The organism is Nostoc commune NIES-4072, assembly GCF_003113895.1.
Classification (GTDB): domain Bacteria; phylum Cyanobacteriota; class Cyanobacteriia; order Cyanobacteriales; family Nostocaceae; genus Nostoc; species Nostoc commune.
Genome location: NZ_BDUD01000001.1, coordinates 3,650,191 through 3,666,633, shown reverse-complemented (window position 1 = coordinate 3,666,633; position 16,443 = coordinate 3,650,191). Strand labels below are relative to the sequence as shown.

The following is a 16,443-nucleotide window of genomic DNA, read 5'->3' as shown; positions in this document are numbered from 1 at the left end:
ATGATGGTCAAAGTACTCGAAAAAATTTTGATGATGCGCTCTTGGTTGCTAACATACAGCGTGATGATTCTGGCAGTCATAGCGGCGCTGCTGTTGACGCGACTGTTGTTGCCAGTCTTCGATCCGAGCGTATTTACATTATTTTATGCTGCCGTGGCAATTAGTGCCTGGTATGGCGGCATGAGGCTTGGAGTACTAGCGATCGCTCTTTCTGTTACAACTGCTTTCTATTTTTTGATCGAGCCAGTCTACTCGTTCGATTTCCTCAGCCCGAACGTCTTGGTACGATTAACCTCGTTCTCACTAGTATCCTTCTTAATTACCGCCCTCTCTTCAGAGTTGCGAACTGCCAGACGCAAGGCAGAGACAAGCCTAAAATTGTTGCAAAATAGCGAGATGCGGTTTAGCCGATTGGCAGAATCCAACATCATTGGAGTTATCGTAACTGATATGAATAACGGCTCCATCATAGAAGCCAATGGTGCTTTTCTGAAGATGGTCGGCTATACGCGAGAAGATTTTGCCGCTAACAAAATGAACTGGCGCGATATTACCCCACACGAATATCTTATTTTGAGTGAACGTTCGGTAGAAGAACTTAGGAAAACCGGAGTCTGTAAACCCTTTGAGAAGGAATATATCTGCAAAAATGGCGATCGCATTCCCGTTCTGCTCGGTTCTGTTGTCCTGGGAGATACTCAAGAAACGGTCATTGGCTTCGTTGTTGATTTGAGCGAAGGCAAACAAGCCCAAGCGGCATTACAGCAAGCCAATGAGCGAAATACACGCACTCTAGAAAACATGAGTGATGCATTTATTACTCTAGACCGGGATTGGCGAATTATCTACCAAAATGCCGAAGCAGAGCGAATTAACGGCAAATCCCGGACAGAGGTTATCGGTAAATCGTACTGGGAGGAATGGCCTTTATCAGTAGACACTAATGTAGAGCTACAGTACCGAAGGGCGATCGCAGAACAGATTCCCGTCCACTTCGAGCATCACTACTACTTGCCGTCCAAGTGTGACCTATGGCTGGAGATTCATGCCTACCCTTGTGAAGATGGTCTTGATATTTTCTTCCGTGACATCAGCCAACGCAAGCAAGTAGAGAAGGCAGCCCAAGCAAGTGAAGAACGCCTCAAGAGTTTTTTTCAAGCAAATATAGTTGGTATTCTCTTTGCTGATGTAAATGGTAGAATTACTGAAGCCAACGACGAGTTCTTGCGAATTGTGGGTTATACTCAAGCAGATATTCAGTCAGGCAGATTACGCTGGACTGATATCACGCCTCCTGAGTACCAATATTTAGATGAACTGGCTATTGCCGAGGCAACAGCTAAGGGAACCTGTACTCCTTATGAGAAGGAATGCATTCGCAAGGATGGTTCCAGTGTGCCGGTTGTAGTTGGTTACTCTCTGTTAGGCGAATCTCAACAGAACTCAGTTGCATTCATTCTTGATATTAGCGATCTCCAGCAAGTTAAAAAAGCGCTGAGTCAAAGTCAAGAGCAATTTCAAGCTTTTATGGACAATATTCCCGCCGCAGCGTGGATTACGAATGCAGACGGACGTGTACTTTACCTTAGTCCAACTTATCTGAGTACATTTGATATAGCGACAAATAAGGCGATTAATAAAAATATTTTTGACCTATACCCAGCCCAAATCGCTCAACCCTTCCTCGATAACATTAGAATGGTTTCCCAGACGAATCAAGTTTTTGAAGCGATCGAGTCTGCCCCACGCACAGATGGCACCCTCGGCGAATTTTTAGTATATAAGTTTCCCATTGCCAATGCATCTGGGCAACGTCTGGTAGGAGGGGTTGCAGTTGACATCACCGAACGCGAACGCATCCTTCGTGAACGCCAGCTTGCAGAACAAGCCTTGCAAGATCGCAGTGAAAGACTCAAACTGCTCTCTGAAACAACCAGCGATTTGCTTTCAACCGAGCGCCCCTTGGATCTAATGAACAGCTTGTTTAGCAAACTCTCGGCGCAGATGGATTTGCATTTTTATTTTCATTATTTAATTGAGACGCACGAAAATAATCAGAAACTTCGGTTAGTAGGCTGGAACGGTATTACTGATGAAGTATTTCAAGCAATTCAATATCTAGAATTTAATCAAGGAATTTGCGGACAAGTAGCGCAAGAACGCCATCAAATCGTCCTCAATGATGTGCCGCACTCTACATATCCCAATGCCGACATCCTCAAAGCTTTGGGAATCACAGCTTATGCAGGTCAACCATTAATTGCTCAGGGAAAGCTGCTTGGTGTCCTCTCCTTTGCCAGTCGCACCCGTACCCGCTTCACTTCTGGGGAAATTGCCCTGTTACAAGCAACCTCCGATCAGGTGGCGGTTGCTATGGAGCGCGCTCAGTTGATGGATTCGTTACAGCAGCAAAAAGAGCAATTAGTCCAAGCTAATCGGATCAAAGATGAGTTTTTGGCGGTTCTTTCCCACGAACTTCGCACACCGCTAAACCCGATTTTGGGATGGTCAAAGTTACTGCAAACTAAAAAGTATGATCAAGCAACCACCACTCGCGCTCTCGAAACCATTGAGCGCAATGCCAAGCTTCAGACTCAACTAATTGAAGATTTGTTGGATGTCTCTCGCATTTTGCAAGGTAAACTCAGTCTGAATATTGCTCCTGTGAATCTAGAAACTGCGATCGCATCTGCAATAGAAACAGTCCGTCTAGCCGCCCAAGCCAAATCTATCAATTTGCGATTTACAATTTTAGATTTCGGATTACAAAATCCTCATAGAAATTTAGATATCAATTTTAACAACCAAACTGACAATCTAAAATCCCAAATTCAAGTTGCGCTTCCAACGTCCGATAGGTACGATCCAAAATTCCTAGTAACAGGTGATTCAGGTCGCTTGCAGCAAGTTATCTGGAACCTACTCTCCAATGCTATTAAGTTTACGCCCCAAGGTGGACAGGTAGAAATCAGTTTACAGTCTGTTGGTTCTCAGGCTGAACTTCGAGTCAGTGATACAGGTAAGGGAATTAGCCCAGATTTTTTACCATTCGTATTTGACTACTTCCGACAAGCTGATGGCGCAACTACCAGGAAATTCGGCGGACTGGGATTAGGATTAGCTATTGTCCGTCACATCGTAGAGCTACATGGCGGCACAGTTAAGGCAGAAAGTTTGGGCGAAGAACAGGGAGCAACCTTTACAGTCATGCTACCTCTAATGAAGACTCATTTCAATAGCCATCAAATTGATAGACAACTTGATGATTCGCCCGATCTAAATGGGGTGAAAGTTCTCCTTGTGGATGATGAACGTGATACGCGAGAGTTAATTGCTTTTATTTTGGAGCAGTCTGGCGCGGTAGTAACTCAAGCCGCATCTGCTATGGAAGCACTACGAATCATACCTGAGTTCCAGCCAAATCTGCTGTTAAGCGACATTGGAATGCCGGAAGTAGACGGCTATATGCTGATCCGTCGAATCAGAGCTATGTTACCAGAACAAGGAGGGACAATTCCAGCGATCGCCCTTACAGCTTATGCAGCTGAGGCTGATTCCCAACAAGCAATCGCCGCCGGATTTGGGCAGCATATCACCAAGCCTGTGGAGCCAGCTAAATTAGTTCGAGCGATCGCTAACTTGATTTGTAGTTGTAGCAATCTGAAAACTAACTTACAATCCTTGGAAGCTCGAAAAAGACATAATTCACTCACAAACGAATAGCACGCTTGAAAAAACCTCGTGCTTCACTTCTTTCTACTATGGCGATCGGGAACTAATTTATTAGGAGTAGATAGGGTTGAAGTTTTGACTAATGATTAATTTTGAGAATTTACTTCACTTTTGCTCAACCAAATCACTAAATCATCAGCATAAATTTCTATCTCACTTACTAAAGTTTTGACATACAGAATTCCATTACTAATAGTTAAATCTTTAACGAACTTTGGGGGTTTAAGTCCCCAGCAAGATAGGCAGCACGTTTTGTGTCGGGGTCTAAATCCCCGTCACAAAAAGTAATTGCGAATTGCGAATTGCGAATTGCGAATTGGTTTAATTGGATACCATGAATCTCTTGTCTGGATTAAAATATCCAATGGAATTCCTCGTTGTAAAGTATTTTTGCGATATTTCCACCAAACCCAAATATGAGTATCAAGAATGATCACAAATCGTTTACTTCATAATTTTGATTCATTTCCCAATCATCATCAGAAATAACGGGTTCATTAGGATCTGCCAAATAAGCATAGGGTTGCATTTTTCCAAGAGGATTAACGGCAAATTTGGTTTTATTTTCCGAATAATTGCTGATTTGCCCTAATTTTTCTTGGATACTTTCATTCAAAATAGAAGAAGCTAGTTCTTCGACAGACATTTTTTTTAAAGCCGCAGCTTTAATTAAAGATTCTTGAGTTTCTTGACTGATGTAAATATTAGTACCAATCATTGTTGACTCTTTCTATTTTTTTACATTATACCAAACACGATCAGCAATCATTTTAGTCATGTAATGTTGGGTTTCCTGACTCTAATCAACTAACGAGATCAGCGATCGCTTCTGAAGGAGAAACTACGCTTTCAGGTTGATAGCGGATACCAGCTTGCTTAAAGCGATGTAAAGCTTCACCCAAGCGATCGCAGTCGGCAATCAAACTAATCCTTACATAACCCTCACCTGCAACCCCAAAAGCATTACCTGGGGTAACAACAACCCCAGTTTGCTGCAACACATTCAAGGCAAAATCCGTGGAACCCATACCCACAGGACACTTCACCCAAAGATACATAGTCGCCTTGCTTTTAGGAATATCCCAACCCAACTTTCCTAACCCTTGAATCAGGAAATCGCGGCGGGTACGGTAGCGTTGTTGTACTTCATGCAAATACATATCTGGTAATTGCAAGGCGGTTTCAGCTGCTGTTTGTAATGCGGCAAAAATGCCGTAATCCAAGTTAGTTTTCAACGTCCGTAAACCTTGAATTACATGGCGATTACCCACCACAAACCCAACACGCCAACCAGCCATATTGTAGGTTTTAGATAAGGTGTGAAATTCCACACCAATTTCTTTCGCGCCGGGAATTTCTAGTAAGCTAGTGGGTTGATAACCATCAAAAGCTAACTCGGCATAACACAAATCATGCACCAGCAAAATTTCATATTTGCGGGCGAAGGCGACGATTTCTTCAAAAAATTCGCGGGGTGCTGTGGCAGCAGTAGGATTACTGGGATAGTTGAAATAGAGAATTTTGGCTTGTTTTGCAACCTCATCTGGAATTGCAGCTAAATCAATTAACCAGTCATTTTCTGGTTTGAGGATCAAGCTGTGGATTTTCCCGCCTGCGATCGCTGGCCCCCGAAAATGTGCGGGATAAGCTGGGGAAGGAACTAGAACTAAATCGCCAGGGTTAACGTAGGCAAGTGCTAAATGAGTTAATCCTTCTTTGGAACCGAGTAGTGGTAAAGCTTCACTATCAGGATCGAGAACCACACCATAACGGCGATGATACCAGTTGGTAATCGCCTTGCGGAAACTAGCAGTCCCCTCAAAAGGAGGATAACCGTGATTGGCGGGATCTTTCAAGGCTGCGATCGCAGCTTCTACAACTGGTGCAGGTGTTGCACCATCCGGGTTTCCCATACCCAAATCAATTAAATCTAACCCTTGTTCCCGTGCTTTAGCTTTTAGTTCATCTAAACGGGCAAATACATAGGGTGGCAGTTTTTGTATACGTTCTGCTGGGACAATCCAATTTAAACTCATGCTTCAACCTCGTCACTGATTCCCTTGGGCGAAACTCGATTCATATCTTTACTATCTATGGGTGCAGTGGTAGAAACCATTGCCGCCATCAGCTGTTCTGGCGCGACTTTAAACGGAAGTCGATGGATGTCAGAATTAGGAACTAGGGCAATTTCGGCGGCTGTTTGCAACTCGCCTAATGTAATATTGCCCAATCCTAGATCACTTAATTTTTGGGGCAGTCCAATTTCTGTGTAGAACTTTAACAACTGTTGCCGTGCCGATGCTGCTAGTTGATTGCCTTGTAGCATTTCTTCTAAACGCAGTTGTACCAAAATTCCAAAAGCAACTTTTTCGCCATGAATACTGCCATGCCCTGAAATGTGCGTTAAACCATTATGCACGGCATGGGCCGCAACTGTGCGACACTGCGCCCCTCCCAGTCCTCCAACTACCCCAGCTAATAAAACAGTCGCGTCTACGACTTCTCGCCAAACCTCACTACCTGGTTCTTTCAGGGCGGGGATTGACTTTTGCAACAAAATATCTCGCAAAACTCGCGCTTGTTGCACCGCAGCAATAATTAAAGTGTCTTGCAAATGCCCACTGCTAACCGAGGCTTCATACCACTTAGCGATCGCATCAGCAATTCCAGCGACTAAAGTCCGTTGTGGTGCAGTTTTAATCAAATCATAATCAAGCATCAATAAATCGGGACAACGAGACAGCCCCACATCGTAAAGAAACGCCCCCTCTTCGGAATAAACATTCGACAGGGCACTCCAAGCCGCACAGGTAGATCCTGATGTCGGAATTGTTACCACTGGCAACTGTAACTGATGCGCGACTAATTTTGCTGTATCCAGGGCTTTGCCGCCACCAACACCGATAATTACATCAGCTTTATGTTCTTTTGCCTTCTTCTGTAAAGATTTCAGGCTAGCTTCACAGCAATCTGCACTGTATGAAGCTTGGGCAGTATGTAACTGTTGCGCTTCTAAAACTGGGAGCAAATTTTTTCGGCTAATGGCGAGAGTAGAATCACCTGCCACAACTAAGGGACGACTTCCCAAACAGGCGATCTCTGCTGCGGCTGCTTGCAACACCCCAGAACCACGGATTACCTTTGCTGGGGCAACTGTGAGGGTAAATAATGAACTAGAGGTTTGAGTAGACAAAGAAGGTTGAGTAGAAATTTGATTAGACATATAATCTAGTTTGCCAAAACCTTGATATTTCTTAATCTAATAGACTGGTGACAAGGAATACTTGAAGACATAACTGTTTTTTGGATAGCTCCAACCTTACACCCGACTCATTTGGATATGAGCCAAGCAATAAAATATACAGAGTAGCTTCACGAAGTTGCTTGAATCTATAATGCCCATTAGCCTGAAATTCCGAACTATCAAAGTTTTGAATAACCGTATAATTCATTAACATTACCATTCTCAGATTCTCAAGAAAAGGGATTGAGAACTGAATAATCTGTCAATGGTCATTCCAGCTATGGATAGCTGCGTAGGGGTAAACATTTATCTGTAAGCCTCGACAGCTAATTCCTTTGCCGTAAAACTTGTGAAAATGTCAACAGTGGTAATTAGGATAACAACTGACAAATTACAACTGCCAGTACCCACTACCCGCACGTTAATTAACTTTTTTCCAAAGTTTAACCACTAAAAGTGTGAATATCTTAATCTAAAAATAACCATTAATGTATCGGTAAATACAAAATAAATTATGTCATCCTGGTAACAGGTGAATTATTACTTAAGTCAGGGAGATGAGGAAGTATTTTCTTCCCCTGCTCCCTACTCCCTGCCCCCTGCCTCTTAGGCCGTAGGTTTTGGCAATTGAGCGAATTTTTCTGTGTAAATTTCGACTGCGGTTGCAGAATTTTCACGAGAAACGAGCGATCGCTTGGCTTCACCCAAGTAAACTGGTACAGAAGTCCCTGGTTCCGGGTGGATAATGGTACGAGCGCGAACAGTCAACTTGTCCTCTTGGCGTGTACCTGAGCGACCAGAAGAAAACAGATTACTAACTGCTTGACGTAAAGTTGCATCTAATTGTGTGGGTGTAATTTGGGGTGATGTGGCAATCACCGCTTGTGTTGACCCATTGTCATAAACTAAAGTGTACCGGGCTGCTCCTGGAATCACAGTCCGACTCAAGGGGACTATCGAGAGTGCAAATAAACCAGCCGTCACCACCAGCATAAAGCCAGTTGTACCCACCAGGCGAAAGCGGAGGCCCCATTTGAGAATAAAAGCCAAAACTGTTAAGGCAGCAAATAGCAAAGTAGCTATACCTGACCACTGGGTGTACTGAAGAAAGTTAGCTGTTGTGAACATAAGGTTGGTTATGGATGCGTCTTTTTTTCGTTACCGACACACCCATTTTACCGAGAGCTTACACCATACTGGTTATCGTAGTCTTTAATGCCAATCACAATATTGGGTGCTATCGCAGTCATAATAAAGTTTAAACTTGGGTTTAGCCTAAGTTGAGCGGTGAAATGGAGCCAACCTCAGAACAATTGAAACAGTTATACCGAGTCTTGACTTGGCTAACGCGAATCCCCAGAGAATCATTTTTGGGGTGAAGGTGCTTGTGGCTGCTCACCGACTGCCGGTTGTTGTACTAAATAGCCAAGGATAGCGGTAGCAATTCCCCCAATAGTGCCTGCGGTTGCGTGGTTGATAGCGCCAGTACTGCCTAATAAATTAGATCCACCAGCAATTAATCCAAAAATAGTAGCAAGTGTGTTCAAAGTTGATTTAGACATAATTGTAATTTTGAGTGGTTGGTTGATAGTATTCCCAAAAAAATAGAGAAAGATGACTAAACCTTATTAAAAGGATCTTCCTCTTCCATCTTGCGTAAATCCTGAAAATCACGGATTTTAAAAGTCCCTTGCGTCTGCAAGAAATTTTCAATGTCTTTCATTGAGGTATAGAGACGATTTGTCCTATGTTCAACCGTTTGCGTGACTTGAGCAATCAGTAAAGTTATCGTATCTTTTCGGTTTATATAGTCCTGAATGTGCAAATCAAGCTTGTGATTTAAATCTCTAATTTTTTCAGCATTATCAGCGTGTTCTTTCAAGTCCTCTTTTATTTGAGCAATTGAGGTTGAAATATTATTTAAATTATTAACAAGCTTTATTGCTAAAGTTCCTAATACGGAAATGCTTACTAAAATCCCAGTAAACACACCAACTGATTCTAGAGTGACAGTGATTACTGGGCTTGATGTAGTAGCTATTGATGGTTGCGTAGTAATCATAAATATTAAAAGAATATAATTTAAGCATCATTTAATTAAAGATTTATGTCGCAACCATTGTTTGTTTTGAAATCGAAAACCAAGTATAGTGAGCAACCAAATCAAATTCGTGTCGAACTAGAACCTATAGAAGATCCAGCTAGTATCAATTTTTGGGCTGATAGTAAAAATCCATCTGGGCGTTGTGAGCTTTATCTTTCGACAGACCAAGATTTTAATTTCCCCGTTGGGGGAAAATTCAGGGTATCATTTATTTTGACCCCAGTTTAAATTTTTAATAAACAATCTATCTTTAATTGCAGTAATTAAAGATAGATTGCATCTTAATGGAAAGTAGCTTTTCTAATGCCAGAGATGCGTTCAATCTTGCCTTTATCTACGCCAGCAAGCTTGTAGGTCTTATCCTCCAATTGGTCTGCGGCGTTGTCACCAAAAAGACCTACAACTTTACCCTTAACTACTAGCAACTTGGCAGACTTCATTTTACCATCAGAATTTTTATATCTAATGCCAATGCGCCAAAGAATGCCAGTACGAAGTAATTCTTTTACTGGAAGAACTTCTTCATTGCCTTTAGGGTCAGCAACTTTTTCTAGTCCAGTTTGTGCTTTAATGCCTTCGTAAGCATCACTAGTCAAAATGTAATAAAAATCGCTAGCACCAGCACCAAAAATCGCTTTATGTAAAACAGGGAGTGCCATTATTTATCCTAACCTCATGCGACGGGGAATATTTGTTGTCTTGACATCTTGCCCAGCAACTTTTTTGGGTAGCAACCCGCCCATTGCTGAAGTAAATTTGCTTGCAATACAAAGGACAGTTCGCACTTTATTATCTTTAAGCCGGCAATTAATTCGGATTAAATGACCTTCTTCAATCGCTTTACTGATGGTGAGTCTGCCCTTGTATACTGTGTCGTCTGGATCAGGTGCTTTTGCAATACCTACGACAGTCTTAATGTCATCGTAAATATCAGGTAACAGCGCAGTGAACTTATCATTATCAATTGTGATAATGTGTGGAACTTTTGGTAGAGGTTTTACCATAAAATCAACTTGAAATGTTTGATTTAATCTAGCCTCATTTATAGAACTCTTGCATAAATATTTTGTGGTATAATTTTTGGTTATTTTTCTTTCAGTTTTGGCAATTAAAATAGGAAGAAATTATCAATTTTTCCTATGAAGTATTATCAAGCGATCGCTAATTAAATTTTTTGGCAGCAAACACTGTTTCAGTTATTGATTAATTACTGAGATTGTTTGATTAATTTAATTTTTTAATTGATTTATATGGCTAATTCGTGATTATAAATTCCCGCAATTAAATTCGACCTTAACCCAAAACGTCGATGACGATTTCGATATCTATCAGACAAAATTTTAAATATCTTTAAACGACGATTTACGTGTTCAATAACAATTCTTAATCGATTGAGTTCTCGATTGTATTTTTTCTGTTCTTTCGTTAACTTTTTTCCTTTTGATTTCTTAATTGGTGTTTCACTTAATTGATGAATCTTAGTAATTCCTTGATAGCCTTTATCCGCTATCACTTTGAGTAATTCTCCAAATTTTACACCACTGCTTTTAAATAGTCTAAAATCATGAGTTTTCCCTAAACCATGCCCTAAACAGATGATCTGACTGCTTTTTTGGCGGATTACTACCTGTGTTTTTAAAGTATGTTCTCCTTGTTTCCCACTAAAATACCTTTTTTGGCCTTTCTGAGGCTTTTCAATTGGACTCTCTGTGACATCCATTACAACTAAATCTTCTTCAGAGGACATTTTCCATAATTGCTTCTTCCCTGGTAAACTAAACTTTCTTGACAAAATTTAAAATATTTTCAATTTTAAAAACTATTCGACAAACCGCAGATTCCGAAAGCCCAAAGTCTAACCCAATATGATAATAAGTCCGGTATTCTCTCCAATATTGAATAACCATTAAAACTTTGTCTTCAATAATTAATTTAGGACGACGACCAGATTTCTTTTTCTTTTTCTCATGAGCTTTTACTAACCCAACCATTTCCTGAAATGTTCGACGGCTTACTCCGGTAAGTCGTTTAAATTTCCTTGAAGTAAGCTGCTTGGCTCTCCAAAATTTCACTGCTAACTAAAGTCCTAATTGCAAATTCTTAAACACTCTATTATACCACAAAAAACTTTTGCAAGAGTTCTATAGTTAACTACACTCGCCAAAACCTAGCTTGGCAGTTCCCAGAAAAAGCCCACAGTAAAACTGAAAGCACTAAGTTAGGCAATGTTCCGCCGCTATGGGGTTGGTTGTCCCAAAGGCAATCAGAAGTACACCCACCAAGTTACAAATCCATAGAAAGACAATACCAGCAATCGGCGGCGGTGCAATTTGGGCTAGAAATAGATCCAACTGTCCGGCTACACGCTAGCTGGCTTTGCGACATCGACATCGAGGAGCAGCGACTAGAAACTAAACTCAAGTCGCTGGTCAATGATGAACAGTTCAAAATCTATAACCAGATTTTTGACGCGTTTAATTTTGGCCTGAGAATTCGCGCCAGGCTGCTGAGTCGGATTTATCCGTTTGAGGCGTTTCTGATTAATGGCAAGCAGCTAATTGAGCGAGAAGTGAGGGAGGTTAAGAAAAAACAAATCACTCGTGAGAATGGTAAATCTGTGGTGAAATTTCTACCTGGTGATGTTAAACGGGTGAAACGTAACCGTTCGCGTGATGCTTTCAAACTCAGATTGGGCATGGGAACGCTTCTCGAACAGTCTGGAGATAAATTAGTTGAGAAAGGAGCCGGTAGCGCCCTTTGTCGGATGAACTTCTGGCAGCATGTCATTACGAAAATAGAGGTTGATGGGCGGCTGCCTGATAATCCCATAGGTAACGAGATTGCTGTTTATAAAGAAACGCTCAAAAAAAATGTTGACGGTTCAGGCAAGCAGCTACTCAACGGTAAGCACTTGCAAAACAAGCTGATGTCTAAGGTTGCAAATATGTTATTCCGGGAGTTATCGAGAGCGATCGCAGTTAAGTTATCCACTGAGTAATTAAAATTTTCCCCTCAAAACTCTAAACTATTGAGAGGTTGTTCAAATTCCTCAATAGTTTAGAGTGAAGAATAATGGCAGATTGGCAAAAAATTACAGGTGGCATCACAGCACCAAGGGGGTATCAAGCGGCGGGAATTACCGCAGGGTTGAAACCTTCGGGGTTGCCAGATTTAGCTTTGATATTCTCAGAGGTAGAAGCGATCGCAGCTGGTGTGTTCACCACTAGCCAAGTTAAAGCTGCTTGCGTAGAATATTGTCGCCAACGCTTGCAAGCTAAACAGAGCGCTCGTGCCATCCTTTGCAACGCCGGACAAGCAAATGCTGCTACAGGAAGTCAAGGCTACCTTGATACTTTAGAATCTGCTATGGCAGTAGGCCAAGCACTAAACATTCCATCTGAATCTGTGTTAGTGGCTTCCACTGGCGTGATTGGTCAAAGAATTAAGATGGATGCTTTGCGAAGTGGGATTCCCAAGGTAGTAGCAGCACTATCAGAAACAGGCTCAGATGCCGCCGCCGGAGCGATTATCACTACAGATTTAGTAACTAAATCTATCGCCCTAGAGACAACTATAACAGATCGCCCAGTACGAATTGGTGGTATTGCCAAGGGTTCCGGTATGATTCACCCCAACATGGCAACCATGCTGGCATTTGTTACTTGTGATGCTGTGGTTTCGCCAGCTCTTTGGCAACAGATGTTGGCAAGGGCGGCCGATAGAAGCTTTAATTCCATTACTGTGGATGGCGATACCAGCACCAACGATAGCTTAATCGCTTTGGCAAACGGTCAATCTCGCACCCCAGCAATTACAGAATGGGGCGCAGAAGCAGAAAAATTAGAGGCGATGTTAACAGCAGTTTGTCAGCATTTAGCTAAAGCGATCGCTCGTGATGGTGAAGGCGCAACCTGTTTAATTGAAGTGGAAGTAACAGGGGCCCATGATGAAATTTCAGCCAGACAAATAGCCAAAACCATCGCTGGTTCATCCTTAGTTAAATCTGCAATCTTTGGGCATGATCCTAACTGGGGACGCATCGCCGCCGCCGCCGGACGTGCAGGTGTGCCCTTTGAGCAAGAAAACCTGCAAATTAAGATAGGGAATTTCTTAATGTTAGAAAACGGGCAACCTCTGCAATTTGAGCGTGCAGCAGCGAGTACTTATTTGAAAAAAGCAGCAAAGGGTGCTTATCTCCAAGAAGATACAGTATTAATCTCCGTTAACATTGGCAATGGTCATGGTTCAGGTAAAGCCTGGGGTTGTGATTTAAGTTACGACTACGTGAGGATTAACGCCGAATACACTACTTAAAATCTTCTTTATTGATCGCGCGTAAAACCCCATCCCCTTGTGGGTGGGGATGCAAGCGCGGTTAATAAGTATACGGTTTATACTTTCAGGTTGATACAAATGCGTTTTTAGGTTAGCACAGCTAGCTGTGCTAACCTAAATCATAGTGCCAAGATAATAGTCTTCATAAATAAGAGTTTATATATTGAAAATACTACTAAAGTTAAGTTGTAAAATAAGCGGAAATAGCGAATCATATTATAAAACTAATAGTGCCCATAGACAAGAGTTGATATATTAAAAAATTATTCATACATATAGTTAAGGAAAATAGATAAATTTTTCCTTATATATCCAATTTAATATTTCTTTAATAAATCGATACTCCAAGTTGAGCAATTTGGCTTCAAAGGCTGTAAACTGATTTCAACAAGGTGAATGACACCTCTAAAACCCACTAGAGCAGAGTCAAGAAATTAGCCGAGTTTTTTTATACAAGTAGCCGCGTCATTGATGGAATGGCTGCGGTTGCTTTGCCAAATATAGCTTGATTAATCATTAATACAGCAATGAACACAACTTATTGCCTAAATTGTCATAGCTATGAAAAATAAAATTTACGTTTTCAGGAGATATTATGACAGAATTTTTTAATCAAATTTCCCGCCGCAAATTCATTTTCACAGCCGGAGCATCTGCAAGTGCTGTATTCCTTAAAGGCTGTTTGGGTAATCCTCCTGAAAACTTAACTGGTGGAAGCACTAAAGCACAACCAACTGCTCAGTCGGTTGCTAATATTAGTTCCGAACAAGCACCAGAGACTACTACAGTCAAGTTAGGATATATTCCCATTGTAGAAGCTGCTCCTTTAATTATTGCTAAAGAAAAAGGCTTTTTTGCAAAGTATGGCATGACTAATGTTGACCTTTCCAAGCAAGCTTCTTGGGGTTCAGCAAGAGACAACGTAGAAATTGGTTCTGCTGGTGGTGGTATAGATGGCGGCCAATGGCAGATGCCAATGCCACATTTAATTACAGAAGGTTTAATTACCAAGGGCAATCAAAAAATTCCCATGTATGTATTATGTCAATTAATTACGCATGGAAATGGAATTGCGATCGCAAACAAGCACCAAGGCAAAGGTATTAGTTTACAACTCGCCGGCGCTAAGTCCCTGTTTAAAGAATTAAAATCTTCAACACCCTTCACAGCTGCATTTACCTTTCCCCACGTCAACCAAGATTTGTGGATTCGCTACTGGTTAGCAGCAGGCGGCTTAGATCCAGATGCAGATGTCAAGTTGCTCACAGTACCTGCGGCGCAAACTGTTGCCAACATGAAAACAGGAACAATGGATGCTTTTAGTACAGGCGACCCTTGGCCTTATCGCCTGGTGCAAGACAAAATCGGTTACGTAGCAGCATTAACCGCAGAAATTTGGAAAAATCATCCTGAAGAATATCTTGCCATGAGAGGCGATTGGGTTGATAAAAATCCCAAGGCTACCAAAGCAATTTTAAAAGGAATTATGGAAGCCCAACAATGGCTAGATAATTTTGATAATCGGAAAGAAGCGGCTGAAATTCTGGCTGGACGAAATTATTTCAACCTTCCTTCACCTGAAATTCTGGCTGATCCATACCAAGGCAAATATGACATGGGTGATGGTCGCAAAATTGATGATAAATCAATGGCTGCTTACTACTGGAAAGATGAAAAAGGTAGTGTTTCTTATCCATATAAGAGTCATGATTTATGGTTCATAGTTGAAAACGTTCGCTGGGGATTCTTGCCCAAAGATTACCTAGACAATAATGCTGCCAAGGCTAAGGAACTTATCAACAAAGTCAACCGCGAAGATATTTGGAAAGAAGCTGCCAAAGAAGCTGGGATTGCTGCTGCTGATATTCCTACAAATACATCCCGTGGTGTAGAAGAGTTTTTTGATGGCATCAAATTTGACCCCGAAAAGCCAGAAGAATATTTGAAGAGTCTCACAATCAAGAAAGTCAGTGTTTAGAGACACGATTAAACTCTTGTAGAGACGCGATGCATCGCGTCTATGACAAATAACAAATAAAATTTGCGGAGAATACAGCATCATGACACTCGCTCAAAAACGCCCTGCAAGTCCTAGATTGAGTAATGGCTTTATATCCAGCCTGAAAAAGCAATTTCCTGATCTGATACCACCAGCGATCGCCATCGCCATCTTCCTCGTTATCTGGCAACTCTTCGCTTGGATTCCAGGAGCCACATTACCAGGGCCAATACAAGTTATCCGAGACACTTGGGTTTTGATTTTCTGGCCATTTTATGACCGAGGTGGCATTGATAAAGGTCTATTTTGGCAGATTCTTGCTAGTCTGCAACGAGTCGCCATCAGTTATACCCTAGCTGCGATCGTTGGTATTGGTTTAGGCATTTTGATTGGGGTTAATAAAACCATGTCCAAAGCTTTAGACCCCATCTTTCAATTACTGCGGACTGTACCACCTCTAGCTTGGGTTCCGATTTCTTTAGCAGCTTTACGACAAAACGAACCCGCAGCCTTATTCGTAATTTTCATCACCGCCATTTGGCCTATCTTAATTAACACTGCTGTTGGCGTTACCCAAATTCCCCAAGATTACAACAACGTCGCCAAAGTTCTCCAACTTAGCCGCAAAGAATATTTCACTAACATTTTGATTCCTGCGGCATTACCCTACATCTTTACCGGGTTGAGAATTGCGATCGGTTTAGCTTGGTTAGCAATTATCGCCGCCGAAATTGTCATGTCCGGTATTGTCGGAATCGGCTTCTTTATCTGGGACGCCTATCAAAATAACAACGTCAGCGAAGTAATTTTGGCTCTAGTTTATATCGGTGTTGTTGGGTTGCTTCTAGATAAAGCAATGGGTTGGCTGCAAAACAAGATTTTACCAGCAGAGCAAAAATAGTGAATTGGGAATGGGGCATGGGGCATGGGGCATGGGAACTAAGAAAGATTTTTCCAATCCTTAATCCCCAATCATCTCAAATCTTCAATGCCCAATGCCCAATGCCCAATGCCCAATGCCCAATGCCC

At 41.7% G+C, this 16,443-nt stretch carries 14 protein-coding genes and 1 pseudogene; 6 read left to right on the top strand and 9 right to left on the bottom strand.

The window, feature by feature from the left end; genetic code table 11:
• A complete protein-coding gene (locus CDC33_RS38810) occupies positions 1 to 3,723 on the top strand; it encodes a PAS domain S-box protein (protein ID WP_181374031.1) in 3,723 nt (1,240 codons plus the stop codon).
• A 442-nt stretch (positions 3,724 to 4,165) separates the two neighbouring features.
• Here the strand turns inward: CDC33_RS38810 and CDC33_RS16305 are convergent, their stop codons facing one another.
• From CDC33_RS16305 to CDC33_RS16275, 6 genes are all read right to left on the bottom strand, one after another.
• On the bottom strand, positions 4,166 to 4,450 hold the full coding sequence (locus tag CDC33_RS16305) for a hypothetical protein (protein ID WP_109009347.1): 285 nt from the start codon (positions 4,448 to 4,450) through the stop codon (positions 4,166 to 4,168).
• A gap of 85 nt (positions 4,451 to 4,535) precedes the next feature.
• Positions 4,536 to 5,768 (bottom strand): aspartate aminotransferase, encoded by a 1,233-nt coding sequence (locus CDC33_RS16300; protein WP_109009346.1) that lies wholly within the window; start codon positions 5,766 to 5,768, stop codon positions 4,536 to 4,538.
• The gene (locus tag CDC33_RS16295; protein ID WP_109009345.1) at positions 5,765 to 6,955 is read right to left on the bottom strand and encodes an iron-containing alcohol dehydrogenase family protein; all 1,191 of its coding nucleotides are present in this window, start codon (positions 6,953 to 6,955) and stop codon (positions 5,765 to 5,767) included. The genes CDC33_RS16300 and CDC33_RS16295 overlap by 4 nt, the downstream gene beginning before the upstream one ends.
• Positions 6,956 to 7,582: 627 nt before the next feature.
• Entirely contained in the window at positions 7,583 to 8,104 is a 522-nt protein-coding gene (locus tag CDC33_RS16285; protein WP_109009343.1) for a Ycf51 family protein, read from the bottom strand.
• Positions 8,105 to 8,340: 236 nt separating this feature from the next.
• Positions 8,341 to 8,538: a hypothetical protein gene (locus CDC33_RS16280; RefSeq protein WP_109009342.1), complete on the bottom strand. Its 198-nt coding sequence runs from the start codon at positions 8,536 to 8,538 to the stop codon at positions 8,341 to 8,343.
• A 56-nt stretch (positions 8,539 to 8,594) separates the two neighbouring features.
• Entirely contained in the window at positions 8,595 to 9,038 is a 444-nt protein-coding gene (locus tag CDC33_RS16275) for a hypothetical protein (RefSeq protein WP_109009341.1), read from the bottom strand.
• Between the two features lie 45 nt (positions 9,039 to 9,083).
• Here CDC33_RS16275 and CDC33_RS16270 point away from each other — a divergent pair, with 45 nt between their 5' ends.
• Positions 9,084 to 9,308 carry a hypothetical protein gene (locus CDC33_RS16270; RefSeq protein WP_109009340.1) on the top strand — a complete coding sequence of 75 codons (225 nt, stop codon included), beginning with the start codon at positions 9,084 to 9,086 and terminating at the stop codon, positions 9,306 to 9,308.
• Between the two features lie 53 nt (positions 9,309 to 9,361).
• Here the strand turns inward: CDC33_RS16270 and CDC33_RS16265 are convergent, their stop codons facing one another.
• The 3 genes from CDC33_RS16265 to CDC33_RS16255 form a co-directional block, all read right to left on the bottom strand.
• Entirely contained in the window at positions 9,362 to 9,739 is a 378-nt protein-coding gene (locus CDC33_RS16265; protein WP_109009339.1) for a hypothetical protein, read from the bottom strand.
• Between the two features lie 3 nt (positions 9,740 to 9,742).
• Positions 9,743 to 10,084: a hypothetical protein gene (locus tag CDC33_RS16260; protein ID WP_109009338.1), complete on the bottom strand. Its 342-nt coding sequence runs from the start codon at positions 10,082 to 10,084 to the stop codon at positions 9,743 to 9,745.
• Positions 10,085 to 10,326: 242 nt separating this feature from the next.
• A protein-coding gene (locus tag CDC33_RS16255) for an IS5 family transposase (protein WP_109009337.1) occupies positions 10,327 to 11,152 on the bottom strand; the annotation gives its coding sequence in 2 pieces (ribosomal slippage) (positions 10,327 to 10,875 and positions 10,877 to 11,152; 825 coding nt in all).
• Positions 11,153 to 11,220: 68 nt separating this feature from the next.
• On the opposite strand from CDC33_RS16255, the pseudogene CDC33_RS16250 reads away from it, so the two are divergent.
• The 4 genes and pseudogenes from CDC33_RS16250 to ntrB form a co-directional block, all read left to right on the top strand.
• Positions 11,221 to 12,078: pseudogene (locus tag CDC33_RS16250) on the top strand (IS110 family transposase); the annotation flags it as partial.
• 74 nt (positions 12,079 to 12,152) lie between these two features.
• The gene (gene argJ / locus CDC33_RS16245) at positions 12,153 to 13,394 is read left to right on the top strand and encodes a bifunctional ornithine acetyltransferase/N-acetylglutamate synthase (protein WP_109009335.1); all 1,242 of its coding nucleotides are present in this window, start codon (positions 12,153 to 12,155) and stop codon (positions 13,392 to 13,394) included.
• A 616-nt stretch (positions 13,395 to 14,010) separates the two neighbouring features.
• On the top strand, positions 14,011 to 15,393 hold the full coding sequence (locus tag CDC33_RS16240) for a CmpA/NrtA family ABC transporter substrate-binding protein (RefSeq protein WP_109009334.1): 1,383 nt from the start codon (positions 14,011 to 14,013) through the stop codon (positions 15,391 to 15,393).
• An 82-nt stretch (positions 15,394 to 15,475) separates the two neighbouring features.
• Positions 15,476 to 16,315, top strand: coding sequence for a nitrate ABC transporter permease (gene ntrB, locus CDC33_RS16235; protein WP_109009333.1), 840 nt, complete (start codon positions 15,476 to 15,478; stop codon positions 16,313 to 16,315).
• Positions 16,316 to 16,443: the final 128 nt, after the last annotated feature.